Here is a 24222-nt window from a genome sequence, read left to right on the forward strand (position 1 = left end):
GGCCGAGTTGCCCTCAGCGACGCAAGCGCAAATCCGTTCCCGAAGGTCCAAAGAGTAAGGTTTGCCCATGATCCACCTCCCAACAGAAGTGAACCAGAAAAAAATCGGCCTGTGAATCCCAAGCCGAGTCAAATCAAACGCAAACCGCTTTAGACGTGCTGGCCACCGTTGACCTCGATCTCGGTGCCGGTGACATAGGAAGACCCTGCCGCGCACAGAAACTCGATCACGCTGGCAACCTCATCCGGTTCCGCGGCCCGCCCAAGAGGGGCGGCGCGGGCCAGGCCCTGGGCCTCGGAGGTCAGGCGGGCGGTGTTGACCTCACCGGGGGCGATGGCGTTCACCCGAACGCCCAGCGGACCGAAATCGTTTGCCATCTCGCGCGTCAACGCCGCAAGGGCTGCCTTCGACGTCGCGTAGGCCGACCCTGCGAACGGGTGCACCCGGCTGCCGGCCATCGAGGTGACGTTCACGATCATGCCTTCCGCTGCGACCAGTTCATCGCGCAATCCACGTGCCAGAACCAGCGGGCCGAAGAAATTCACATTGAACACCTGCGCCCAGATGCGCAGATCGGTTTCCAGGGTGTTCAGGCGCGTGCCCTCTTCGCTTTTGGGGGAGATCGCGGCGTTGTTCACCAGTGCGTGCAGCTTGCCCTTGGGCAGCTTGCCACGCACGACCTCGATTGCGCGCAGGGTCGCTGCGGCGTCCGACAGGTCGATCTGGATATGATCCTCCGCGCCTCCGGGCCAGGGGCAGCGCGGATCGAAGGGCTGACGCGAACAGGTCAGAACCCGCCACCCCGCCGCTGAAAAGCGTTTGACCGTCGCGTGGCCAATCCCCCGGCTGGCCCCGGTCAGAAGCATGATTTTCCGATCCATCCTGTGCCTCGCTGTTTGGCGGCACCGTAACGCGTGGCGCCGGAAAGACAATGACCCTTGGCAGCGCGCAGGCCACGCGATAACAGACAAAAGGAACCGGAAAAGCCAGATGAAAAAGCAAACCGCCATGAATCGCGACTGGATCGCCACTGCCCGGACCCTGTCCGAGGCGCTTCCTTATCTGCAACGCTACACGGGTGCAATCGTCGTGATCAAGTTCGGCGGGCATGCGATGGGCGACGATTCCGAGATGGAAAGCTTCGCCCGTGACATCGTACTTATGCGGCAAGTGGGTGTGAACCCGGTCGTCGTGCATGGCGGCGGGCCGATGATCAACGAGATGCTTGGCAAGCTGGGCGTCGAATCGGAATTCGTGAACGGCAAGCGCGTGACCGACGCCGCCACCGTCGAAGTGGTGGAAATGGTTCTTTCGGGCCAGGTGAACAAGCGCATCGTGCAGGCAATCAACAGCCAGGGCGGCACGGCGGTCGGACTGTCGGGCAAGGATGCGGGGATGATCACCTGTGAGCAGACCAACCCGGCGCTGGGCTTTGTCGGCACACCGGTCCATGTGAACCCCGCCGTTCTGAAAAACCTGTTTGAGGCCGGGATGATCCCGGTCGTCGCGCCTCTCGGCTCCGGGCGGAAGGGGGAGACGTTCAACATCAACGGCGATACCGCCGCCGGAGCCGTTGCGGCGGCGCTCAAGGCGGATCGGCTCCTGCTGTTGACCGACGTGCCAGGCGTCAAGGACGCCGATGGCCACGTGGTGACAGAACTCAGCCCCGAACAGATCCGCCAGATGACAAAGGATGGCGTGATCGCCGGCGGCATGATTCCAAAGACCGAAACGGCACTGACCGCCATCGCGGGCGGCGTGCGGGCGGTTGTCATTCTGGACGGGCGCGCGCCCAATGCCTGCCTGTTGGAATTGTTCACCGACCACGGCGCCGGTTCGCTGATCCGGCTGCCACGCTAAAGGGTAGGCCCGCAGATCAAGCTGTGGCAGGATGCCCGCGGCGCAAGTAAAGGAGGGCCGCCCCGAATGAGCCTTCGCCTGATCCTGATCCGTCACGCGAAATCCGCCTGGGACGACCCGCTTCAGGACGACCATGACCGGCCCTTGAACGGTCGCGGGCGCAAATCCGCCACCACGATCGGTCAGTGGCTGGCCACGCAGGGCCACCACCCGGCAGAGGTAGCCTGTTCCACCGCGATACGCGCCGTTCAAACCTGGGAAGGCATGGCCCCCGACCTGGGGGAATCCACAGTGATGCGACGCATCCCCGCGCTTTACCATGCCGCGCCGGACATCATGCTGGAAACCCTGCAAAACTGCGCCGCCAGCCCGGTCCTGATGATCGGCCACAACCCCGGCATCGCGGAGTTCGCCGCGCGGCTGGTGACGCGCCCGCCCAGGCATGACCGTTTCGATGCCTACCCCACCTGTGCGACGCTGGTCGCGGAGTTCGCCGGCAAGGACTGGACTACCGTCACCTTCGGCACCGGCCAGTCACTTGCCTTCATCACACCGCGTGAGTTGATCGGCTAATGGCCCAGGATCTGGCTAAGGAACAGCTTGGTCCGGTCTGATTTCGGGTTATTGAAGAACTCCTCGGGCTCGTTCTGTTCAACGATTTGCCCCTGGTCCATGAAGATCACACGGTTGGCCACCTGGCGGGCAAAGCCCATCTCATGAGTGACGCAGATCATTGTCATGCCTTCCTCGGCCAGGGCGATCATGGTGTCCAGAACTTCCTTTATCATCTCCGGGTCGAGTGCGGAGGTCGGCTCATCGAACAGCATGATCCGTGGCTTCATACATAGCGAACGCGCAATCGCCACCCGCTGCTGCTGCCCGCCGGACAGTTGACCGGGATACTTGTTTGCCTGCTCCGGGATCTTTACCTTCTCGAGAAAATGCATCGCCGTCTCCTCGGCCTCCTTGCGGGGGACCTTGCGCACCCAGATCGGTGCCAGCGTACAGTTTTCAAGAATGGTCAGATGCGGGAACAGGTTGAAATGCTGGAACACCATCCCAACCTCGGAGCGGATCTTGTCGATATTCTTGAGATCGTTCGAAAGTTCTATCCCATCCACGAAGATATCCCCGGCCTGATGCTCCTCCAGCCGGTTGATGCAGCGGATCAGCGTCGATTTCCCCGACCCGGACGGGCCGCATACGACGATGCGCTCCCCCTCATAGATCGTCAGATTGATGTCCCGCAAGACATGGAACGCGCCGTACCACTTGTTCATGCTCGTGATCTGGATGGCGGTATTGTCCGATACCGTCATGCGGCTGTGATCGGCCTTGTTCGTTTCGGCGGGGTTTGACATGGATCCTCCTTCAGCGCCGCTCGGTCTGGAGTTTGCGCTCCAGGTACATCGAGTAGCGCGACATCGAGAAACAGAAGACAAAGAACATCAGCGCGATGAAGCCATAGAGCTCCCACACGATGCCGTTCCAGTTGGTGTCGGCGCGAATCGCGTTTGAAAGGCCGATCGGGTCGAACAGGCCGATAATGGAAACCAGCGTGGTATCCTTGAACACACCGATAAACGTGGACACGATCCCGGGAATTGAGATTTTCAGCGCCTGGGGCATGATGATCAGGCGCTGCGCCTTCCAGTAATCCAGACCCAGTGCATCGGCGGCCTCGTACTGTCCCTTGGGCAGTGCGGCCAGACCGCCGCGGATCACCTCGGCCATGTAGGCGGAAGCAAACAGCGTCACCATGATGATGACGCGCAGGATGATGTCGAAATTCGTCCCCGGCGGTAAAAAGTAGTTCAGCAACACCGACGCCACGAACAGCAGCGTGATCAGCGGCACACCGCGAACGAACTCGATGAACCCCACGCAGATGGTGCGCAGGATGAACAGATCCGACTGTCGCCCCAGCGCCAGAACGATGCCGATCGGCAGCGATAACGTGATCGCCACCACCCCGATGGTGATCGACAGCATGAAGCCTCCGAACTGGCGGCTGGGAACCGGCTCAAGCCCCAGCGGAAAGAGCGCGTGCGCCCCCTGCGCCACCGGCCCGGCCAGGAACAGCCACCACAGGACGGCCACGGCCGCCGCGGCAACGACGCCCCCCAGCCCCCCGGCAAGGCCAGACACGCCGCGCAACGCCACGTAGCCCAGCCCGAACCCCGCCAGAACCGTCAGCGGCAGCCACAATGTTCCCCCCCACAGCAGCCACGGCACAAGGAACGGAACCAGGACCGACCCCCACAACATCTTGCGCGGCAAGGCCGGGAACAGCACCGGAGCCAGCGCCAGGAACGTCACGACAAAGGCAAGAACGGGCCGCCAGTAAAGTTCGGAGGGATAAAAGCCGAACAGCAGCTGCAAATGGCGTTCGCGGATCACCGCCCAACAGGCGCCTTCTGCATGCTCGCCATAAGCGGCGGCAATCTGCTGCCGGCATTCGTTAAGCGACCCCGCCGTCCAGCTTGAGTGGAACAACCACGGCAGCACTGCCGCCAGGATCATTGTGATGAACGCCGCCGACAGGAGCGTCAGCAAAACGTTGAACCATCCGGAAAACAGGTTTTCCCGCAACCAGCCCAGCACCCCGACCGAAGACGGGGGCGGCGCCTGCTCGGGCACCATCTCGGTACGGACATAGGAAAGGTCAGCCATCTTACCTCTCCACCAGTTTGACGCGGGTGTTGTACCAGTTCATCATCACCGAAATGATCAGCGAGATGCACAGGTAGACCCCCATCAGAAGCAACACGCATTCCAGCTCACGCCCGGTCTGGTTCATGGTGATCCCGCCCAGCGTCCCGGTGATGTCCATGTAACCCACCGCAATCGCCAGCGAGGAGTTCTTCGTCAGGTTCAGATATTGCGAAATCAGCGGCGGGATGATGACCCGAAGCGCCTGTGGCAGGATCACAAGGGACATGATCCGCCCGGACCGCAGGCCCAGCGCCGCGGCGGCCTCGGTCTGCCCCTTGGAAATGGCGAGAATCCCCGCCCGCACGATCTCCGCGATGAAGGCGGCGGTGTAGAAGCTGAGCGCCAGCCAAAGCGCAATCAGAGAATTGCGCATATAGATTCCGCCCTGAAAGTTGAAGCCCGTCAACTCTGGCAGCCCAAGGTGAAAGCCCAGCACGATCAGAACCGCCAGAACCGGCAAAACCACGACCGCCAGGCGCAGGTACCAGGTGACGGGGCGCACCCCCGTGGCTTCCTGGATTCTGCCCGCACGCCTGCTGATACGTGCCGTCCCCCAAAGGCCCGCGCCAAGCACCGCCAAAATCGCCACGAGATCGAGGCTGACATCGAAAACCCCCAAAGACAAATCCCCAAGACTGCGGGAAAAAAGCGGCTCGGGAATATAAATGCCCCGGTTCGTCACCGCCACGCTGTCGAACAACAGCATTGAGGCCTCGGGGCTTTCGCCGCGAAAGTCGCGGGGGGAAGGCAGACTCTCGATCAGGACCGCCATGAAGAAGACGATCCAGAGCAGGACCGGAACATTGCGAAACATCTCGACGTAAACCGTCATGATCCGCGCCACCAGCCAGTTTCCCGAAAGCCGCAGCACCCCGACCAACACGCCGACGACCGTGGCCAGCGCACAGCCCAGAACCGCCACGAGCAGCGTGTTCAAAAGCCCTACAAACGCCGCGCGCAGGTGAGTGTCGCGGCTGGTATATTCCACCAGGCGCTGGTTGATGTCATAGCTTGCCGGCTCGGCGAAAAAGCCGAAATCTATCGGCTTGCCCAACTCGGCAAGGTTCTGAAGCGTGTTATTGATCAGCCAGGCTGCCGCAAGCATGAACGCGATCAGCGCCACCACCTGTATGGTCAGCGACCGGTAGCGGGTGTCATAGACCAGCATGCTCAGCCGGAACGACGCCTTTGGAGGGTCGGTCAATGTCGACATTTACAGTCCCTGTTTGTCCCCGGTTCTTTTCTGGCCGGGTGTGTCAGCGCAAGCGAAAGGGCGCGGCAGAACCGCGCCCTATGCATGCTTAGCGGAACGGCGGGGCGTACATCAGCCCGCCCTCTGCCCATTGCGCGTTCAGACCGCGCGCCAGCCCCACAGGGGTGCTTTCACCGATCGTGCGCTCAAAGATTTCGCCGTAATTGCCGCCGGCCTTGATGGCCTTGACGGCCCAGTCCGCAGGCAAACCGATCATCTCGCCCAGGTTGCCTTCGGTGCCCAGCAGGCGGTTGACCTCGGGGTTGTCGGTCGGGGCAGAAGCCATCTCATCCACATTGGCCGAAGTTACGCCGAACTCCTCGGCGGCGATCAGGGCGTTCAGCGTCCAGCGGGCGATATCGGCCCACTGATCGTCGCCGTGGCGCACCAACGGCCCAAGGGGTTCCTTGGAAATGATCTCGGGCAGGATCGTATGCGCCGACGGATCTTCAAAGGTGGCCCGTGTGGCGGCAAGGCCGGAAGCGTCGGTGGTATAGGTATCGCAGGCACCGGCCAGATACTGCTGCTGCGCCTCGGCGTTGGTCTCGATCGGGACAGGCTCATAGCCGATGTTGTTGGCCCGGAAGAAATCCGCCAGGTTCAGTTCCGTGGTGGTTCCGGTCTGGATGCAGACCGTGGCACCATCAAGCTCCTTGGCGGAATTGACGCCCAGCGCTTTCGGCACGATGAACCCCTGCCCGTCATAGTAGTTGACGCCCACGAAGGTGAATTTCAGGTCGACATCGCGCGAATAAGTCCAGGTGGTGTTGCGCGACAACGCGTCGATCTCCCCCGAGGCCAGCGCGGTAAAGCGCGTCTTCCCGGTGAGCGAAACGAACTCGATCGCGGTCGGATCGCCCAGAACAGCCGCCGCCAGCGCCCGGCAATAGGCCACGTCGAAGCCTGACCATTCACCATTGGCATCCGGTGCAGCAAACCCGACAAGGCCGGTATTGATACCGCAGTTCAGCTTGCCACGGGCCTGAACGTCTTCCAGCGTCGTTGCGCCAGCCACGCCAGCGGCCAGACCCGCCACAACAAGAACGCCGGGGAATACGGTGTTTTTCATCTTGACCTCTTCCTGTTATTCCGCCGCAGGGGCGGATTTTCTTTTACCCGAAGGCAGGGTCCATCCGGACCCTATTATGTGCAGGAAGTGTGAATGAAGAAAAACGCGCGGGTCAAGCCTGTTGGCAAATTATGATCTCTCTAACCTTACGGAAACAGCCCTGGCGTGCGCGGCTTGTGTGCTTTACGTCTCCTGGCCGAGAGACCCCCGCCGCCCCTGCGCATGGTGCAGGTCCAGAAACCGCCGGGCCTGAAGGAATTCCTTTCTCTTCAGAGCACTAGCCGCCGCGGCGTCCTCATCCCTGCCCCATTGCTCCTCTTGCCAGGTTTCATCTATGCGCGAGATATCCCACAGCGCCTCGATCCGCGCCCAGCCTTCGAAGGCCGCCAGACCGATCAGCAAGGACCCCGACAACCCCACCAGATCGTGAAGAGCCGTCAACTCGAACGTATCCAGCGCGCGCACCCGCGTGCGCAGGGCGGCAAGGCTTTCAGGGGGCTGCGCGGTCGGGATGACCCCGCAAGCCGGGCACAGCCGTGCCCCCAGCACATCATGCGCCCAATCCAACAACGGGTCCCAGGCAGCCGACTGGCGGGCGCACAGCACCTCCGGCCCCTCGGCCCGGTGGCAGGTCAGGTCCGTCTCCCCATAGGCCGCGATCATATCGGCGACCTCGCCATGCTGGACGGCGACCTTGTCAATCGCCGCGTTGGCCGCACGCGTCACCGGCATGGTACCTGGGTCGAGCCTCTCCCCCTGCGCGGCCCACTCTGCGGCAATGGCCTGCGCCATGGCACGGCTGGGTACGATCAGCGCCGCCTTGGCCGGCGTTTTCACCCTCCGCCCGTCCAGGGATACGGCAAAGCCCGGTTCAGCAATTTCAACCGTTGCCGCTTTCCAAAACCGTTTCGGGGCCCATTCCGCCATTTCCTACCCCCAACTCTCCTCGATCGCCGCAGCCAGGGCGGGAAAATCCGAGACCACAAGATCGGCATCGGCGCTCAGATTCGCCGGGTCGTGGCAGCCCCAGCCGACCCCAAGCGTACGTACGCCCGCGGTACGGCCCATCTCCATGTCAAAGCTGGTGTCCCCAATCATGACCGCATCACATGCCGCCACCCCGGTCTCCAACAACGCGGCCAGCACCATCGACGGGTGCGGCTTGGAAGGGTGGTCATCCGCAACCTGCCGGGTCAGGAACATCTCGGCCAGTCCGTGCGCCGCCAGAAGATGATCCAGCCCGCGCCGGGATTTGCCGGTGGCAATACCCAAAAGGACTTCTTCGCGCGCGGCAAGCGTCTCCAGAAGGTCCCGCGCTCCGGGAAACAGAGGTGAGGTCGCGCCCCCCACCCGCATGTCGAAAAAGGCCCGCTTGTAGCGCCCGGTCAGATCCGCCACCGCCGCATCGTCAAGGGTGGGGGCGAGACGTCCGATTGCCACCGGCAGAGAAAGCCCGACAATCCCGCGCACTGCCGCCATGTCCGGGACGGTCAGCCCCGCCCCGTCAAAGGCCGCCGCCATCGCCGCGTGAATATGCGCCTGGCTGTCCACCAGCGTACCGTCCACGTCGAAGATGACCAGCCGCAGATCACTCATTCCAGATCCTCGAACGGGTCTGCGGGCACGTCGTCCTCTGACCAGTCGACCATCTTCCAGGTCCGGCGCATGTGTTCGGGCAAGGGGGCGGTAACGGTCATCATCGCGCCTGTCACCGGATGCGCAAAACGGATGGAACGCGCATGCAGGTGCAGCTTGCGGCTGATTTCACCGCCCAGCTGCGCCCCCCAGCCATCGCCCAGGTTTTCCTGCCCCGACCCGCCGTATTTACCATCCCCCACGATCGGGTGGCCCAGCTCGGCCATGTGGGCGCGCAACTGATGCGTCCGTCCCGTAACCGGGATCAGCGCGCACCAGCTGACACGTTTGCCCAAGGATGCCAGCACGGCGTAATCGGTGGTGGCGCGCCTGGCCCCTTCGGTTCGGTCGACGGCGTCGGGATGCAGGCAAAGCATCTTCTCCCCTTCCCCGTGTGCGCCGTGACCGGGCCCCTTCACCAGACCAAAGCGGATGGTTCCCATTGGCGGCGCCGGCTGCCCCGCCACGGCGGCCCAGTAGATCTTGCGTGTCTCGCGGGCACGGAAGGCGGCTGTCAGCGCCCCGGCCACGGCACGGGTGCGGGCCAGCAGCAGGATGCCGGAAGTATCCTTGTCCAGCCGGTGGACAAGGCGTGGCTTGTCGTCCAACCCAAAGCGCAACGCCTCCGCCAGACCGTCCACATGGCGGGTCTGGCCGCTGCCGCCCTGGCTGGGCAAACCCGGAGGCTTGTTGAGGACAATGACGTGATCGTCGCGATAAAGCACGGCGGCACGAATCATCTGCGCGTCGGCATCCGATACAGTCGGGCGCGGTACCGGCCTGTCCTGCGGGCCGGGCAACGGGGGGATACGCACCTGCTGGCCCTCTACGACCCGCGTGGCAGGTTTCACCCGGCCGCCGTCGACGCGAAGTTCTCCCTTGCGGCACATCTTTTCGATCCGGCCCTGTCCCACCTGGGGGAAACGGCGGCGGAACCAGCGGTCGAGCCGTTGTCCGCCTTCCCCCGGCGCAACGGTAACGGTTTGCACGCCGCTCATGTCATCAGCCCCCGCGCAACGGCCAGACCGGCCACGATCGCCGCCAGCGACAAAAGCACCGACGCCGCGACATAACCCAGCGCCAGCCCCGCCTGCCCGCGCTCATAAAGCGTGACCGCATCCAGAGAAAAAGCCGAGAACGTGGTGAACCCACCCAGAAGCCCGGTCATGAAGAACGGCGCGAAAGGCGTGCCGCCCTTCCTGGCCAGGACCACAACCAGCACCCCCATCAGGAACGATCCGGCGATGTTCACCGCCAGCGTTCCCCAGGGGAAGCTCCGGCCCAGAAGCCTGACCGCGGCGACGCCGACCATATACCGCCCCGTCGCTCCCAACGCCCCGCCAAGGGCCACCTGAATGATCGTTCCGCCAGTCATGGGATTCCCATGTTCCCCTTTGGCGGGCTTGTCAACCGCTCTGCCGCCGGGCGCGCAGCTTGGTAAAATAGTCCAGCCGACGTTTGAGTTCGCGCTCGAAGCCGCGCTCGACCGGAGTGTAGTAAACTCCACGCTTCATGTCTTCGGGGAAGTAGTTCTGACCCGAGAACCCGGCCTCGGTGTCGTGGTCATACTCATAGCCTTCGCCATAGCCCTGCTCCTTCATCAGCGCGGTGGGGGCATTCAGGATATGTTTGGGCGGCGGCTCCGATCCGGTGCGGCGGGCGGCGGCGCGAGCATTCTTGTAGGCGGCATACCCCGCGTTCGACTTGGGCGCGAGCGCGAGATAAATCACTGCCTGCGCCAATGCCAGCTCCCCCTCCGGGCTGCCGAGGCGTTCATAAATCTGCCATGCCTCCAGGCAGATCCCCTGTGCCTGCGGATCGGCCAGTGCGATATCCTCCACCGCCATGCGGGTCAGGCGGCGGGCGAGGTAGCGCGGATCTTCGCCACCTTCCAGCATTCGGGTAAACCAGTACAGTGCGGCATCCGGGTCCGACCCCCGTACCGATTTATGCAGCGCCGAGATCAGGTTGTAATGGCCATCGCCCGATTTGTCATATTGCGCGGCACGCTTCATCAACCGGGTCGAAAGTTCATCGGGGCTGATCGGGCCATGGGGTTTCCAGGCGGCAACCTGCTCAATCAGGTTCAAAAGCGCGCGCCCGTCGCCATCGGCCATTTCCAACAGCGCCTCACGCGCAGGGCCGGTCAACGGCAGGGCACGGCCCAGTTCCCGCTCTGCCCTCTGCGCCAGCAGTTCCAGATGCGCAAGATCCAGCCGCTCCAGCACCATCACCTGCGCCCGCGACAGAAGCGCGGCGTTCAACTCGAAACTGGGGTTTTCCGTCGTCGCGCCAACCAGAAGGATCGTGCCATCCTCCATATGCGGCAGGAATCCATCCTGCTGGGCCTTGTTGAAACGGTGGATCTCATCCACGAACAACAGCGTCCCCTGCCCGTTCGCGTGGCGTAGCTTCGCGGCCTCAAAGACCTTTTTCAGGTCCGCGACACCGGTAAAGATCGCACTGATCTGCACGAAGGCAAGCCTGGTCTCATCGGCCAACAGGCGGGCGATGGTCGTCTTTCCAACCCCCGGCGGTCCCCACAGGATCAGAGAGCCCAAAGCCCCCGAGGTCAGCATCACGCCCAGCGGGCCATCCGGGCCAAGAAGGTGCTCCTGGCCGACCACATCGCTCAGACGCCGGGGGCGCAGGCGGTCGGCCAAGGGGCGCGGCCCGGCGGGCCTGGCGGCCTCGTCGGGCGCAGTGTCAAAAAGGTCAGCCATCTGCCCAGCCTACGCCATCACGTCTAGACGCGGAAGCGGACAACCGCGCGCCGGCCTTCGCGCAGGTACTCCACGCTCCAGTTGCGACGCTCCTCACCCGCGGCACGAGCGACATCGCGGGTGGTGGCAACCGGGGTGCCGTTGATCTTCAGCAGGATGTCACCGGGCCGCAACCCGAGACGCGCCCCGTTGCGTCCCGGTTCGACGATCAGTACACCGCTACTTTCGGAAGGCAGATCCTCTTCCGCGGCGACGGCCGGGTTGACGTTTACCACTGAAAGCCCTTCCAAAACGCTCCGGCGGCCCAGCGTTCGCGGGTCTCGGGGCGGATCTTCGGGGGGGGAGATCAATGTCAGGCGCACCTGCTCACGGCGCCCGTCGCGCAGATAGGTGGCCTCGATCTTCTGGCCGACCCCCTCGGCCGACAGGCGGAACAGCATCTCCTGCGGAGAGTTTACCGGCGCGCCATCAAGGGTCAGGACCACGTCTCCCACCTCCAGACCGGCTTTGCGGAAGGGGCTTTGAGGGTGCAGCGCACTCAGAACCACGCCCTGCGGACGGTCCATCCCGAAGCCCTCGGCCAGCGCGGCATCGACCGGCTGACCCGTCACACCAGCCCAGGGGCGCTGAAAGCGGACATTCCCGGCCCGGGCCTGATCCACGAAACTGCGCACCAGATTGGCGGGAATCGCAAATCCGATACCGTTCGACCCGCCGGAGCGGGACAGGATCGCGGTATTGATGCCGACCAGCCGGCCCTTCATATCCACCAGCGCCCCGCCCGAGTTGCCCGGGTTGATCGCGGCGTCGGTTTGCAGAAAATACCCCCGCCCTCCCCCGATCGACAGCCCCGAGCGCGCCAGCCCGGAGACAATCCCCGAACTCACTGTCTGCCCGATCCCGAAAGGGTTGCCGATGGCCAGGACCAGATCCCCAACCTCGACGGTGTCGGAATCGCGCAGCGACACCGCGGGAAGATCCCGCGCGCCCTTCAGCCGAAGCACGGCCAGGTCGGACTGCTCATCGCCCAACAGCACCTCCGCGTCATATTCGCGTTTGTCGTTCAGAACCACGCGGATATCCGTTGCCTGGCCGACAACATGGTAGTTGGAGACCACCACCCCCTCCGCCCCGACGACAACCCCGGAGCCGAGGGAGTTTTGCTCCCGCTGGCGCAGGCGGCCAAAATCACGAAAGAGGTCGCTGAAGAACGGGTCATTGGCAAAGGGGCTGACGCGTTCGGCCACGATGCGACGTGCGTAGATGTTCACAACCGCCGGTGCCGTGGCCCGTACGACCGGTGCGAAACTCAGGGTGATTTCCTCACGCGTGGCGGGCACGGTCTCTGCCCGCAGGGGCAGCGCCAGCATCATGGCAAGCATAAAAAGGGTAACGCGTTTCATCTGGTCGTCTCCGGCAGGTTCAGACCCAGATATGCGCGGCAAAGCAGGGCGGTTCAACCGCCCTGCTTTCGGAACGTCAGTGCAGGTTGGGCACGAAATTCATGGAAACGACCTGATTGGCCACACCCTCGATTTCCATCACCGGCCCCATCGCCGTCATGTCCACACCGACACGTCCGGCCCAGCGCGGCCAGTTCGCATTCAGCAGGGTCAGGCAGTTTGTAGCCCCCAGGTCCCGCGCTGCCTTGGTCAACGCAAGCACCAGCCGCGCATGAACCCGCCGCCGCCGCGCTGCCGGAACGTCATGGGAAACGAACAGGCGCGAACTTTCCCAGACGTTTTCGCCCACCGGGGCTTCGTCATAAAGAAGATGCGAAGGGATCGTATCCAGCAATCCCCGCTGCGCATCGCGAATCATATAGCTGTAGATCCCGCAGCGTGCCGTGCTCGGCGTCAGACGGTTGCCCGCCAGAACGCGCCCAAGCTCATCATGTACAACCACCCAGCGGCTGGCCGGGGTGTCGTACTGGTCGTATTCCATGCCCAGGGCCTCGGGCAGGTTCCACTTGTTGTGAACGATGAAAAGGTCACGGCGGGCCCGCAGCATGTTGGCGAACAATTCGCCATGGTTGTGCAGGTTCTCAAAGGAAAGGGTCGTCGTCAGCATGGCAGCCTCCAGCAAGTCGTTACAGTTACAAACCTTGCGGAAGACGACACCCTCAGAGCAGGTTGTTATCTTTTGCACGCTGAATGGCCTCGGCAGTGGTGCGCGCCATCAGCCGTTGACGTGCCGATGTCAGCCGCGCCTTGAGCGCACTTTCCGAGATTCCGAGCTTAGCCGCTGCCGCCGCGTGGCGATCACCGTCCGCAATGCACTTCAGCGCTTCGATCTGGGCCTTCGTAAGCTTTTGCGGTGGCTCGGTCATGTCATGGAGGCGTTTCACCAGTTTCCCGATCTCGGTGATTTCCACATCCGTAAATTCCCGATCTGCTCTTGCCAAACTCGCAATAGTCCTGGAGCGCACAGGCCCGCAGGAGATCGTTACGCCATACTTCAGCCCGAACGACGCCGCTTCCTTGAATATTCCGAACGGGTCCGGGATGAGCCTGTTGCTCCAACGTGTGGAGCCGGTGGTGGCAAAGCCCCACGCCGTCATCGGGTCGCGCAGGACATAGCCATTCTCGGTGTAGTGATCCGTCCAGGCCTGATCGTAGGTGCGGAACAAGAAGAGAGGAGACGTGAACCGGATATGCAACGCCAGAAAATAACCGGCAGATGCATACGCATCCAGTTTACGAAGCTCACGGTCAAACTCGGACTTTTCAAACATGACTTTTTAGACAAGTTGCAATCACACCAGTCAACCTTAGACTAATTCGAACCAACTTTGCACACCAAAGACAGAAGTAAACCCAGTGGAGATTTCGGTTTGAAAGATATCCACCCTGCCATATTTAATCGGTTGATGCATTTCCCGCCCAATATCCGCTCAGACCTTCTGGAGCTTCTCGGCTCCGCCCCGATCGACGACGAGCATTTGGAAAAAATCATTGAAGACCTTTCCGAATGGATCGCAAATTCCGAGACGGCGGACGGCAAAAACCATCACAGTAACTAACGCCTGAAATTTTCTTCAGTGCAAGAAAAAAGCCTGCCAAAAAGGCAGGCTTTCTGTTCCGGCCATCGGCCGCCTCAGTCCTCAGCGGCCTCTTCTGCCTCGACCCGGGCGCGGTCGGCGGCACCCTTGGCCTCCGGGTCACGGTCCACAAGTTCGACAATGGCCATCGGGGCCATGTCCCCATAGCGGAACCCGGCCTTCAAGACACGCACATACCCGCCCGGACGTTCGGCATAGCGCGGACCGAGAACATCAAACAGTTTGGCTACGTGGGCGTCCTGCTTCAGACGCGCTGCGGCCTGGCGGCGGGCGTGCAGATCGCCGCGCTTGCCAAGCGTAATCAGCTTGTCGACAACGCGCTTGAGTTCCTTGGCCTTGGGCAGGGTCGTCTTGATCTGCTCATGTTCGATCAGTGAGCCGGCCATGTTCGCAAACAGCGCCTTGCGATGTTCGTGGGTACGGTTCAGGCGGCGGTAGCCGCGGGCGTGACGCATTTCAAATCTCCATTACGTGTTTTGCTTTGTCCGGCAGCCCATGCGTGCGGGCCGCTCTCCTTGGGGCGGGTGCCCGGCACCCCCTTGCGGGGGTGCAATCTCTCAAAACTGATCCTCGAACTTCTTGGCCAGTTCCTCGATGTTTTCCGGCGGCCATTCCTCGACATCCATGCCAAGGTGAAGCCCCATACCGGAAAGCACTTCCTTGATCTCGTTCAGCGACTTGCGGCCAAAGTTCGGCGTGCGCAGCATTTCCGCCTCGGTCTTCTGGATCAGGTCGCCGATATAGACGATGTTGTCGTTCTTCAGACAATTGGCAGAACGAACCGAAAGCTCCAGTTCATCCACCTTCTTCAGAAGCAGCGGATTGAATTCCAGCCCGTCATCGTCATCCTGGCGGGTGGCCGCCTCCGGATCTTCGAAGTTGACGAAGATCGACAACTGGTCTTGCAGGATTCGCGCGGCATAGGCCACGGCGTCGTCGGGCGTGATGGAGCCGTCGGTTTCCACCTTGAGCGTCAGCTTGTCATAATCCAGCACCTGCCCTTCACGGGTCGGCTGAACGTCATAGGCAACCTTCTTGACCGGCGAATAGATCGCGTCGATCGGAATCAGGCCGATAGGCGCGTCTTCGGGGCGGTTCCTGTCTGCCGCGACATAACCCTTGCCGGTGTTGACCGTCAGTTCGCAATAAAAATCCGCGCCTTCGTCGAGATGGCAAATCACGTGATCCCGGTTCAGCACTTCGATACCGGCAGTTTCCGAAATCTGCCCCGCTGTCACGGCACCCGGCCCCTTGGCCGAAATCGCAAGCCGCTTGGGGCCCTCCACCTCCATGCGCAGGGCAACGCCCTTGAGGTTCAGCACGATGTCGGTCACATCCTCGCGCACCCCGGCGACCGAGGAAAACTCATGCAACACGTTGTCGATCTGGACGCTGGTAATCGCCGCCCCCTGAAGGGAACTCATCAAAACCCGGCGCAAGGCATTACCCAGCGTCAGGCCAAAGCCACGTTCCAGCGGTTCGGCAACAACAACGGCCTGCCGGGCCGGATCGTTGCCGGGTCTGATCTCAAGCTGGGTCGGCTTGATAAGTTCCTGCCAATTCTTGTGGATCATGTACGTCTCCTCAATTCCTGTTGCCTCCCCATGCCCAAAGGCGGCAACGCCCGAGGTTCAAAATGACAAATCCGGGCCGCACAGCGCGCGGCCCGGCGTAAAATCCGCAATCAGACGCGGCGGCGCTTGGGCGGACGGCAGCCGTTGTGGGCAATCGGGGTCACATCACGGATCGAGGTGATGGTAAACCCGACGGCAGCCAGCGCACGCAGCGCGCTCTCCCGGCCCGAACCGGGGCCCTGCACTTCGACTTCCAGCGTCTTCACGCCATGCTCCTGCGCCTTGCGACCGGCGTCTTCGGCAGCCATTTGCGCAGCGTAGGGGGTCGACTTCCGCGATCCCTTGAACCCCATCGTCCCGGCGGAGGACCACGAAATCGCGTTCCCCTGCACGTCGGAAATCAGGATCTTGGTGTTGTTGAAAGAGCTGTTCACATGCGCCACGCCAGCGGCGATGTTCTTACGCTCCTTGCGGCGGGTACGGGTCTTGTCACGTGCCATGTTGTCTGCCCCCCTTACTTCTTCTTGCCGGCGATCGGTTTCGCCGGACCTTTGCGCGTGCGCGCATTCGTGTGGGTGCGCTGGCCGCGCACGGGCAGGTTGCGGCGATGGCGCAGGCCGCGGTAACAGCCAAGGTCCATCAGGCGCTTGACGTTCATCTGAACTTCGCGGCGCAGGTCTCCCTCGACAGTGTAGTTCGCATCGATATGCTCACGGATGGCCAGAACCTCGGCATCCGACAGTTCGTTGACACGGCGGTTGCTTTCGACACCGACCGCCTCGCAGATGCGAGAGGCCGAGTCCGATCCAATACCGTGGATGTAGGTCAGTGCAATGGGGACGCGTTTCCCTGTCGGGATGTTAACGCCAGCTATACGTGCCACGCAGATATTCCTTTGGTTGCGGTTCCGTAACCCCAGAACCTTTTTTCACAACGATGGCCCGAAAGCGTTCGCCTCCGGGCCGCTCTGCCCTTGCGCCGACGTTTCGGTGCAAAGGGCCGATTCTCATCAGAGTTGATGTCCCTAAGGCGATTCAGGGACAGCGTCAAGGGGCTTCAGGCCTTGTCAAGTACCCTCGCGATAGAGCCCGCAACAGTGTCGATCTCCGCCAGGCCGTCAACGACGGACAGATCGCCCTTGGCGTAGTAATACCCGATCAGCGGAGAGGTTTTCTTGTAATATTCCATCAACCGCTGGCGCAGACTGTCTTCGTTGTCATCGGGGCGGCGCTTGAGGTTTGCAGACCCGCAGACATCACACGACCCCGCCACCTTCAGGGGTCTGGTCCGGTCGTGGTAAACCTCGCCACAATCCCCACAGGTGAAACGCCCGGTGACACGCGCCACCAGGGCGGCGTCGTCAACGCGCATCTCGACAACGGCATCAAGCCGTTGCCCGACCTTCTCAAGAAGCTCTGCCAGCGCATCCGCCTGGGCCAAAGTCCGCGGAAAGCCATCGAAGATGAAGCCGTCGGCCTTGACCGTGGTCAGCCTTTCCTCGATCAGGCCAATGACGATTTCATCGGTAACCAGCTCGCCCCGCGCCATCACGTTGGCCACGATGCGGCCCATCTGCGAGCCCGAACTCTGGGCCTCACGCAGCATATCTCCGGTGGACAACTGCACCATGCCGCGCTCTTCAACCAGTTTTCGGGCCTGCGTGCCCTTGCCTGCCCCCGGAGGGCCGAGAAGGATGATATTCATCGACGCGCTTTTCCTTTCTTGCCGCTACGGCGCTTGCCGCGCAGCTGGGACTTTTCGATCAACCCTTCGTACTGATGGGCCAGAAGATGGGATTGAACCTGGTTGATCGTATCCATCGTGACCGACACGACGATCAGAACCGACGTCCCGCCAAAATAAAACGGGATCGCCAACTGCGAACGCAGAATCTCCGGCAGCAGACAAACCAGGGCCAGATAGGCCGAACCCAGAACAAGAATGCGGGCCACGACGTAATCCAGATATTCCCTGGTTCGCTTACCGGGGCGGATACCCGGAATGAACCCGTTCTGATTTTTCAGGTTTTCAGCCACATCCTCCGTCTTAAACGCGACATTGGCAGTGTAAAAATAGGTGAAGAAAACGATCATCACCGTGAAAAACAGCAGGTAAAGCGGCTGCCCCGGCCCGAAATAGGCGAGAATCGTGGACATCACCGGCCCCGTCTGACTGCCGGAGAAGGTGGAAACCGTCGTCGGCAGAAGCAGCAGCGAGGAGGCAAAGATCGCCGGAATGACGCCCGCCGGGTTCACCTTGACAGGCAGGTGCGAGGAGCCGCCATCATAGACCTTCATCCCCACCTGACGGCGGGGATACTGGATATGGATCTTGCGCAGCGCGCGCTCCATGAACACCACGAAGGCGATCACCAGCACCACCATCACCATCACGCCGACGATCACCGCCGGAGAGATCGCGCCCGAGCGGCCCTGGCTGAAAAACTGTGCCAGTGCGGCGGGCACCTCGGCAATGATACCAACGAAAATGATCAGGGAAATCCCGTTACCGACCCCGCGCGCGGTGATCTGCTCCCCCAGCCACATCAGGAACATCGTGCCACCCACCAGCGTGATGACCGTGGCGGCCCGGAAGAACCAGCCCGGATCTGTCACAAGCCCGCCGGCCTCCAGGCTGACAGCCAGGCCATAGGCCTGGAAAGTCGCAAGAAACACCGTGCCGTACCGGGTGTACTGGTTGATCTTCTTGCGCCCTTGCTCCCCTTCTTTCTTGAGTTGCTCAAGCGAGGGGATCATCGCAGTCATCAGCTGCACGATGATCGAGGCGGAAATATAGGGCATGATGCCCAGGGCAAAGATCCCCATCCGTCCCAGCGCACCGCCGGTGAACATCGACAGGATGCCCCCCAGACCGGCCGCCGCACCCTCCATGAAGTCACGCAGCGCAGCGCCGTCAATCCCGGGAACCGGGATGAACGTGCCCAGACGGTAAACGATCAGAAGACCAAGGGTAAAAAGAATTCGCTGACGCAGCTCGGTCGCCTTGCCGAAGGCGCCCCAGCTCATGTTCGCGGCCATTTGCTCTGCTGCAGATGCCATGCACAGCCTCTCTCATGTCAGCGCCGCCGAAACCGTTTTCCGGCTCCGACGGCGCTTTGGAAAACCACGGGAAGATGTAAGCGGCGCGCGCGCCGCCCACAACCTCTTATTCGGCCGGAGCCTCGGCCTTGGCGACCGTCAGCTTGCCGCCGGCCTTTTCCACGGCCTCGACGGCCGCCTTCGAAGCGCCGGTGACTTCGATCGACGCCTTGGCGGTAAACTCCCCCTTGGCCAGCACGCGCACGCCGTCCAGCTTGCGGCGCACCAGACCGCTGGCCAGCAGCGCGTCCTCGGTAATAGCAGCTTTTGCGTCAAGCTTGCCGGCCTCGATGAATTTCTGGATCAGGCCCAGGTTGACCACCGCGAATTGCTTGCGGTTGGGCTTGTTGAAGCCACGCTTGGGCAGGCGCTGGTAAAGCGGCATCTGACCGCCTTCGTATCCCTTGATGGCCACGCCCGAACGGGATTTCTGGCCCTTGATCCCACGCCCGGCGGTCTTCCCCTTGCCGGAGCCAGGGCCGCGGCCGATACGCTTGGCTTTCTTCGCCGCGCCTTCATTGTCGCGCAGTTCGTGCAGTTTCATGTCGCTTCTCCCGAAGCCGGATGTGGCCCCCGAAGCGTGTGGGGCCAAACACGGCATGAGTTGATCGTAAATCCGAGCCGTATGTGGCTCGGCGCGCGTATAGACCGCGCGGGCGTATCATGCAAGCCTTTGCATCGATTCCCCAAGGCACGACAGCCGTGAGGGGCATCATGGTTCCCGGAACGCCCTGTTGAAATAATCCATGAACGGCTTTGCAAGATAACTCAGCGGGGTGCGGTCGGCCGTCCTGAAAAAGACCTCGACCGGCATGCCGGGAAGAATCGTCCTCCCGCCCAAACCGGCCATTTCTCCATCCTCCGGCAGCAACTCGGCCTGGTAATAGGACTGGCCCGTCGCCTCATCGGTAAAGACATCCGCCGAAAGCCGCACCACATGCCCGCGGATTTCCGGTGTCTGGCGCCGATCGAAGGCCGTGAAGCGCAGGAAAACCCGCTGCCCGACATGAACCTGATCGATATTCATGGCCGATATCCGCGCCACCACGACAAGCGGCCGATCCTGCGGAACGATATACAGGATCGGCTCCGCCGGAGAGATCACGGCCCGGCGCGCGAACACCCGCGACCCGTGAACAACCCCGCGAACCGGGGCACGGACCTCCATGCGCGCCAGGGTCTCCCGCATCGACAGACGGCGTTCGGACAGTTCCATCTCCCGGTATTGCAGGTCGCGCAAGGCGGCGATGGCTTCCTCCCGGCGGGTGGTCGCCAGCTTCAGCTTCTGGATACCGAACGCCGCGATCTGCCCGTTCAACTGGGCAACGGTCGCTTCGAGGTTGCCGACCTGCCCCCGCAGGCGGGCTTGCTCACGCAGCAGGGCCGAAACCCGCGCGGCCTGGATCAGCCCCTGTTTCAAAAGAAGCTGGCTGTCCTCCAGTTCCTTCCCGATCAACACCCCCTGGGTACGGGTGGCCGCGAGTTGCGCCTGCGTCCCGGCAATCTGGCTGCGGGTCTGGAGAACCTGTTCGTCAAGCTGCTCCGTCTCCTTGCTGCGGGAAACCGCACGGGCGGCCAACAGACGGGCCTGCCCGTCGACCAGATCCCGCACCTCGCGAGACTGCGCGGCGACGCGCGAGAGCGAGTCCGTCACACTCAATGCCGATCGGCCGTCGCGTTCGGCTTCAAGCCGGGCCTTGCGCGCCATCACCTCGTAAAGCTGCGTCTCGACTATCGCCAGTTCGGATTTCAGCAAGGACGTATCAAGCCTCAGGAGCACTTCCCCCCCCTCGACCGTGTCCCCGTCTCTGGCCAGAATTTCCCCCACAACGCCCCCTTGCGGGTGCTGGACAACCTGCCGGTTGCTTTCAACCTGCACCATTCCCGGCGCGATGATCGCCCCCGCGATCCGGGCCTGGACACTCCAGACCCCCACCCCCCCGATCAGAACCACAAGCGCGGCAAACCCGGCCCATAGCGGGGCGCGCGCCGGCCAGGCACAAGCGTTGTCCGCGGCGTTTTTCATGCCCCCGACCTCCGCAAAACAAGGTTCTGGAGATCCCCTGCGTTTTTCACCATCGTGCGCAGCACCTCATCGCGCGGCCCATCCGCCTTGAGACGCCCGTTCTCGACCACGATCAACCTGTCGCATTCGGCAATGGCCATCGGCCTGTGAGTCATGATGATCACCGCTTTTCCATCACGCTTGAAGTCCCGCACGGCCCTGTTGAGCGCCTCCGATCCCTCGCCATCAAGCGCCGAATTCGGTTCATCCAGGATCAGCAAGACCGGATCGCCGTAAAACGCGCGCGCCAGAGCGATACGCTGGCATTGCCCCCCCGAAAGCGGCCCGCCCGCATGAACCATGGTCTTGTAGCCATCCGGCAGGGACAGGATCATCTCATGCGCATTGGCCCGGTGGGCCGCGTCAACGACCCTGGAATCGTCCGGATCGGGGCACATGCGCGCAATGTTCTCCGAGATCGTTCCGGCAAAAAGAGACACCTGCTGCGGCAGATACCCGATAAAGGTACCCAATGCATCCCGGTCATACTGATCCAGCGCCGCCCCCCCAAGGCGCAACTCCCCCGCAACCGGGTGGATCAGACCCAGCAGGGTTTTCGCCAGGGTCGACTTGCCTGATCCGCTTTTACCGATGATGGCGGCAGCCTCTCCGGGGGTTACGCTGAAACTAATGTTGGACAGCGTGGGCTGCCTCGCCCCCGGCGCGAAAACCGTCACCCCCCGGAGCGTCAGCGATGGTGTCGGTTTGGGCAGCCGCAGCGTTTCCGGCGCGGGGGGCGTGGCTTCCAGAAACGCCCCAAGCGCCTTCCATCCCGCGAATGCACGCTGCAAAAGCGCCCATTGCCCGATGACCTGCTCCACCGGAGCAAGTCCACGGCCCAGCAGAATCGACGCCGCGATCATCCCGCCCGCGGTCATTTCCCCGTTCAGAACCAGCCACGCCCCCAGCGCCAACATCGCGGATTGCAGGAACAGCCGGAACGCTTTGGTGAGCGACGCGAACAGGCCTGTCCAGTCGCTTGTCCGCACCGTTTGCGCCAGAGCGATCCCTTGAAACCGCTGCCAACGGGCGGAAATCGTGCCGTTCATACCCTGCGCATACACGATCTCACAGGAATGCCGGGCCTGATCCGCCAGATCCTGGGCGTCACGCGCCGCCGCCTGCGCCCCGGCTGTCCCGTGACGGGTCAGCCAGTTGTTGAGTGCCGCGACACCAACCAGAAACACGCCGCCCGCAACGGCCAGCCCCCCCAGCAGCGGGTGGAAGACAAAGATGGCCGCAATGAACAGCGGCGTCCACGGCGCATCGAAAAACGCCGGCATCGCCGGTGAGGTGAACACTGTCCGGATCGCCTCCAGATCGCGCGGCCCGGCAACCGGGCCCGCGCGAAACTGCGGGATAAGAGAGTGCCGCATGACCGCGCCGAATACACGCCGGTCCAGCATCGTCTGAAACCGCGCGCCAACCCGTGCCAGAATCCGGCCACGGGCAAAATCCAGAACCCCCATCAGGGCAAACAGGACCCCGACCAGAAGGAACAGGGCGACAAGCGTTTCCTCAGAGCGCGACCCCAGAACGCGGTCATAGACCTGCAACATGAACAGTGGCCCCGTCAGCATCAGCAGATTCACGAAAACACTGAACAGGAACACGGCGACCAGCAGCCACATCCCCGACCGCCACGCCTGTCGCAATTCGGGAAAACCATTACGGGGCCTTGTCATGCACGCCTCTCTCACCTCACCCTCACCCGGCCGGGCATTCCGGCGCCCGGAAATCGGGCTTGAGGAAACGACGATTCTGATTGAGAAACGGTTGAGGCCGCAGTCTCTGCCGGACCTAACCTCCGGGTCGGAGGAAAAACCGTCGCCCTCCTTTGGGTTGGCTTTCGGCTATCCGCGATTTCAACGGTTTTGACTATTTGGCGAATGTCATCTTTGACGATGATTTCAATGGGCCTTGTTGCATTAATCAGGTTCTGAGCGGAGTTCCCCTTTCCCCGGACGGACTTATCCTACGGCCACTGTGACGGGTAGCCGCATCGCTGTACGTCTGCTGTCGGCCACGCCTGCCTGTCGGCGCGGCACCCCAGCTCATCTCGGGGTCAAACCAGATCGTCAGCGAGCCCCGGCGCTTGAGCGCTTCATTGTAGGCTGGCCAGTTCCGGGTCTTGTAAGTTGGGGTGCCGGTCTGCTCATGAGCTCCAGCTACCACGCTGGATCCACGAGATGAATCCCTCACGGGATTTGTGCAACAGAGCCCCAACAGCCCCTTAAGGCCCGCATTATCGAGCATCGCGTCAGCCAGCAGACGCTTCAGCTCAGAGTTCTCGGCCTCCAGATCCTTCAGGCGGCGCAGCTCGAATACTGTCATGCCGCCATACTGGGCTTTCCACTTGTACAGCGTCGCATCGGACATCCCATGCTTGCGACAAAGCTCAGACACTTTGGCACCCGCAGCATACTCCTGCAAAATCCCGACGATCTGTTCCTCTGTGAAACGTGACTTCCGCATTCTTCGTTCTCCTCGTTGCTTTGAACGTTACGAGAACAAACTCTCATTTTGAATGGTCCGAAAGTTTGGGGGCAGGTCAGGGCAGCGCGGGGCAACCCGATACGCAGACGTCCGAAGGACTTCTTCTCAGTTATCGCCCTCGCCGCAACTGTCAGGTTCTGGCCATGAAACAATAACGTGTCCTGACACTACAACACGATTTATGGACAAAACCCCTGCCGGCACTTCGGTTTTTTTGCCAAACCAAGTGCTTTTCTCGCCAAAATGGATGTTTCCCGATCTTTTCCTAACAACTTTGATATTCAACCGGAAAGACCGGAAAATCCAACAATCGGTCCACTTCAGGAGAGTCCATTTTGGGAGACTTGAAATGCGCAAAACCGGATACTCAGCGGCTTCTGTAACTTCCCACCCAGATCCGATCGCACAGTATGAAGAAATCCAGCTGAATTTGGCAGTCGGGATACTTCAGGACATCGCCTACGCGCATATCGAAGCCGGAGCACAGCGTACTGCATCTCTTCTCATGTCTTTGGCAAAGATCGAAAGAGACTTGCAGGGAATATGCAAAAGCGGACACGCCAGATAAAGCGCCCGCGTCCGGGCCTGATTATAAAGCCCCCAATATGCAGGGCCTCTCTGGCGAAGGTCGGTTTGGAACGCACTCCCCCCGCAGATGACACTGGTCGGCGGTC

At 62.0% G+C, this 24222-nt stretch carries 26 protein-coding genes and 2 pseudogenes; 4 read left to right on the plus strand and 24 right to left on the minus strand.

The window, feature by feature from the left end:
- Positions 1-149 precede the first annotated feature (149 nt).
- On the minus strand, positions 150-881 hold the full coding sequence (locus C8N32_RS07775; protein WP_107892153.1) for an SDR family NAD(P)-dependent oxidoreductase: 732 nt from the start codon (positions 879-881) through the stop codon (positions 150-152).
- Positions 882-990: 109 nt separating this feature from the next.
- Between C8N32_RS07775 and argB the strand changes: the two genes are divergently transcribed.
- Positions 991-1860: an acetylglutamate kinase gene (gene argB / locus C8N32_RS07780; protein ID WP_107892155.1), complete on the plus strand. Its 870-nt coding sequence runs from the start codon at positions 991-993 to the stop codon at positions 1858-1860.
- A gap of 66 nt (positions 1861-1926) precedes the next feature.
- On the plus strand, positions 1927-2433 hold the full coding sequence (locus C8N32_RS07785) for a SixA phosphatase family protein (RefSeq protein ID WP_107892157.1): 507 nt from the start codon (positions 1927-1929) through the stop codon (positions 2431-2433).
- On the opposite strand, the gene C8N32_RS07790 is transcribed toward C8N32_RS07785, so the two are convergent.
- The 12 genes from C8N32_RS07790 to C8N32_RS07845 all read right to left on the minus strand — a co-directional run bounded on the left by C8N32_RS07790 (position 2430) and on the right by C8N32_RS07845 (position 13988).
- Entirely contained in the window at positions 2430-3221 is a 792-nt protein-coding gene (locus C8N32_RS07790) for an amino acid ABC transporter ATP-binding protein (protein ID WP_107892159.1), read from the minus strand. The genes C8N32_RS07785 and C8N32_RS07790 overlap by 4 nt on opposite strands.
- 10 nt (positions 3222-3231) lie before the next feature.
- Entirely contained in the window at positions 3232-4533 is a 1302-nt protein-coding gene (locus C8N32_RS07795) for an amino acid ABC transporter permease (protein WP_107892161.1), read from the minus strand.
- Position 4534: 1 nt separating this feature from the next.
- Complete coding sequence (locus tag C8N32_RS07800) at positions 4535-5788, minus strand: amino acid ABC transporter permease (protein ID WP_107892163.1); 1254 nt, start codon at positions 5786-5788, stop codon at positions 4535-4537.
- An 88-nt stretch (positions 5789-5876) separates the two neighbouring features.
- Positions 5877-6896, minus strand: coding sequence for an amino acid ABC transporter substrate-binding protein (locus C8N32_RS07805; RefSeq protein WP_107892165.1), 1020 nt, complete (start codon positions 6894-6896; stop codon positions 5877-5879).
- Between the two features lie 183 nt (positions 6897-7079).
- Entirely contained in the window at positions 7080-7823 is a 744-nt protein-coding gene (locus C8N32_RS07810; protein ID WP_107892167.1) for an ATP12 family chaperone protein, read from the minus strand.
- A 3-nt stretch (positions 7824-7826) separates the two neighbouring features.
- Positions 7827-8492, minus strand: coding sequence for an HAD-IA family hydrolase (locus tag C8N32_RS07815; protein WP_107892169.1), 666 nt, complete (start codon positions 8490-8492; stop codon positions 7827-7829).
- On the minus strand, positions 8489-9529 hold the full coding sequence (locus tag C8N32_RS07820; protein ID WP_107892172.1) for an RluA family pseudouridine synthase: 1041 nt from the start codon (positions 9527-9529) through the stop codon (positions 8489-8491). Before C8N32_RS07820 ends, C8N32_RS07815 begins: the two co-directional genes overlap by 4 nt.
- On the minus strand, positions 9526-9906 hold the full coding sequence (gene crcB / locus C8N32_RS07825) for a fluoride efflux transporter CrcB (protein ID WP_107892175.1): 381 nt from the start codon (positions 9904-9906) through the stop codon (positions 9526-9528). Before crcB ends, C8N32_RS07820 begins: the two co-directional genes overlap by 4 nt.
- A 31-nt stretch (positions 9907-9937) precedes the next feature.
- Complete coding sequence (locus tag C8N32_RS07830; protein WP_107892177.1) at positions 9938-11254, minus strand: replication-associated recombination protein A; 1317 nt, start codon at positions 11252-11254, stop codon at positions 9938-9940.
- A 23-nt stretch (positions 11255-11277) separates the two neighbouring features.
- The gene (locus C8N32_RS07835) at positions 11278-12657 is read right to left on the minus strand and encodes a Do family serine endopeptidase (RefSeq protein ID WP_107892179.1); all 1380 of its coding nucleotides are present in this window, start codon (positions 12655-12657) and stop codon (positions 11278-11280) included.
- A 76-nt stretch (positions 12658-12733) separates the two neighbouring features.
- Entirely contained in the window at positions 12734-13324 is a 591-nt protein-coding gene (locus C8N32_RS07840; protein WP_107892181.1) for an acyl-homoserine-lactone synthase, read from the minus strand.
- 52 nt (positions 13325-13376) lie between these two features.
- Positions 13377-13988, minus strand: a complete 612-nt coding sequence (locus C8N32_RS07845) for an autoinducer binding domain-containing protein (RefSeq protein WP_107892183.1) — start codon at positions 13986-13988, stop codon at positions 13377-13379.
- A 99-nt stretch (positions 13989-14087) separates the two neighbouring features.
- On the opposite strand from C8N32_RS07845, the gene C8N32_RS14850 reads away from it, so the two are divergent.
- Positions 14088-14276: a hypothetical protein gene (locus tag C8N32_RS14850; protein ID WP_146159691.1), complete on the plus strand. Its 189-nt coding sequence runs from the start codon at positions 14088-14090 to the stop codon at positions 14274-14276.
- A 74-nt stretch (positions 14277-14350) separates the two neighbouring features.
- Here C8N32_RS14850 and rplQ read toward each other — a convergent pair whose 3' ends face one another.
- The 11 genes and pseudogenes from rplQ to C8N32_RS07905 form a co-directional block, all read right to left on the minus strand.
- Positions 14351-14770, minus strand: coding sequence for a 50S ribosomal protein L17 (gene rplQ, locus C8N32_RS07850; RefSeq protein WP_107892186.1), 420 nt, complete (start codon positions 14768-14770; stop codon positions 14351-14353).
- 102 nt (positions 14771-14872) lie between these two features.
- The gene (locus C8N32_RS07855; protein WP_107892188.1) at positions 14873-15889 is read right to left on the minus strand and encodes a DNA-directed RNA polymerase subunit alpha; all 1017 of its coding nucleotides are present in this window, start codon (positions 15887-15889) and stop codon (positions 14873-14875) included.
- Positions 15890-15999: 110 nt separating this feature from the next.
- Complete coding sequence (gene rpsK, locus C8N32_RS07860; protein ID WP_107892190.1) at positions 16000-16389, minus strand: 30S ribosomal protein S11; 390 nt, start codon at positions 16387-16389, stop codon at positions 16000-16002.
- A gap of 14 nt (positions 16390-16403) precedes the next feature.
- Entirely contained in the window at positions 16404-16772 is a 369-nt protein-coding gene (gene rpsM / locus C8N32_RS07865; RefSeq protein ID WP_107892192.1) for a 30S ribosomal protein S13, read from the minus strand.
- Between the two features lie 173 nt (positions 16773-16945).
- Positions 16946-17593 carry an adenylate kinase gene (locus C8N32_RS07870; protein ID WP_107892195.1) on the minus strand — a complete coding sequence of 216 codons (648 nt, stop codon included), beginning with the start codon at positions 17591-17593 and terminating at the stop codon, positions 16946-16948.
- A complete protein-coding gene (gene secY, locus C8N32_RS07875; RefSeq protein ID WP_107892197.1) occupies positions 17590-18948 on the minus strand; it encodes a preprotein translocase subunit SecY in 1359 nt (452 codons plus the stop codon). The genes C8N32_RS07870 and secY overlap by 4 nt, the downstream gene beginning before the upstream one ends.
- Positions 18949-19054: 106 nt before the next feature.
- Complete coding sequence (rplO, locus tag C8N32_RS07880) at positions 19055-19531, minus strand: 50S ribosomal protein L15 (protein ID WP_107892201.1); 477 nt, start codon at positions 19529-19531, stop codon at positions 19055-19057.
- 168 nt (positions 19532-19699) lie between these two features.
- Entirely contained in the window at positions 19700-21013 is a 1314-nt protein-coding gene (locus C8N32_RS07885; RefSeq protein ID WP_107892204.1) for an HlyD family type I secretion periplasmic adaptor subunit, read from the minus strand.
- Positions 21010-22737, minus strand: a complete 1728-nt coding sequence (locus C8N32_RS07890; protein ID WP_107892207.1) for a type I secretion system permease/ATPase — start codon at positions 22735-22737, stop codon at positions 21010-21012. The genes C8N32_RS07885 and C8N32_RS07890 overlap by 4 nt, the downstream gene beginning before the upstream one ends.
- A 310-nt stretch (positions 22738-23047) precedes the next feature.
- Positions 23048-23211: pseudogene (locus tag C8N32_RS07900) on the minus strand (transposase); the annotation flags it as partial.
- A gap of 61 nt (positions 23212-23272) precedes the next feature.
- Positions 23273-23527, minus strand: a pseudogene (locus C8N32_RS07905) (transposase); the annotation flags it as partial.
- A 202-nt stretch (positions 23528-23729) separates the two neighbouring features.
- Between C8N32_RS07905 and C8N32_RS07910 the strand changes: the two are divergent.
- Complete coding sequence (locus C8N32_RS07910; RefSeq protein ID WP_146159692.1) at positions 23730-24116, plus strand: hypothetical protein; 387 nt, start codon at positions 23730-23732, stop codon at positions 24114-24116.
- Positions 24117-24222: the final 106 nt, after the last annotated feature.

This window comes from Rhodovulum imhoffii (assembly GCF_003046545.1).
GTDB lineage: Bacteria > Pseudomonadota > Alphaproteobacteria > Rhodobacterales > Rhodobacteraceae > Rhodovulum > Rhodovulum imhoffii.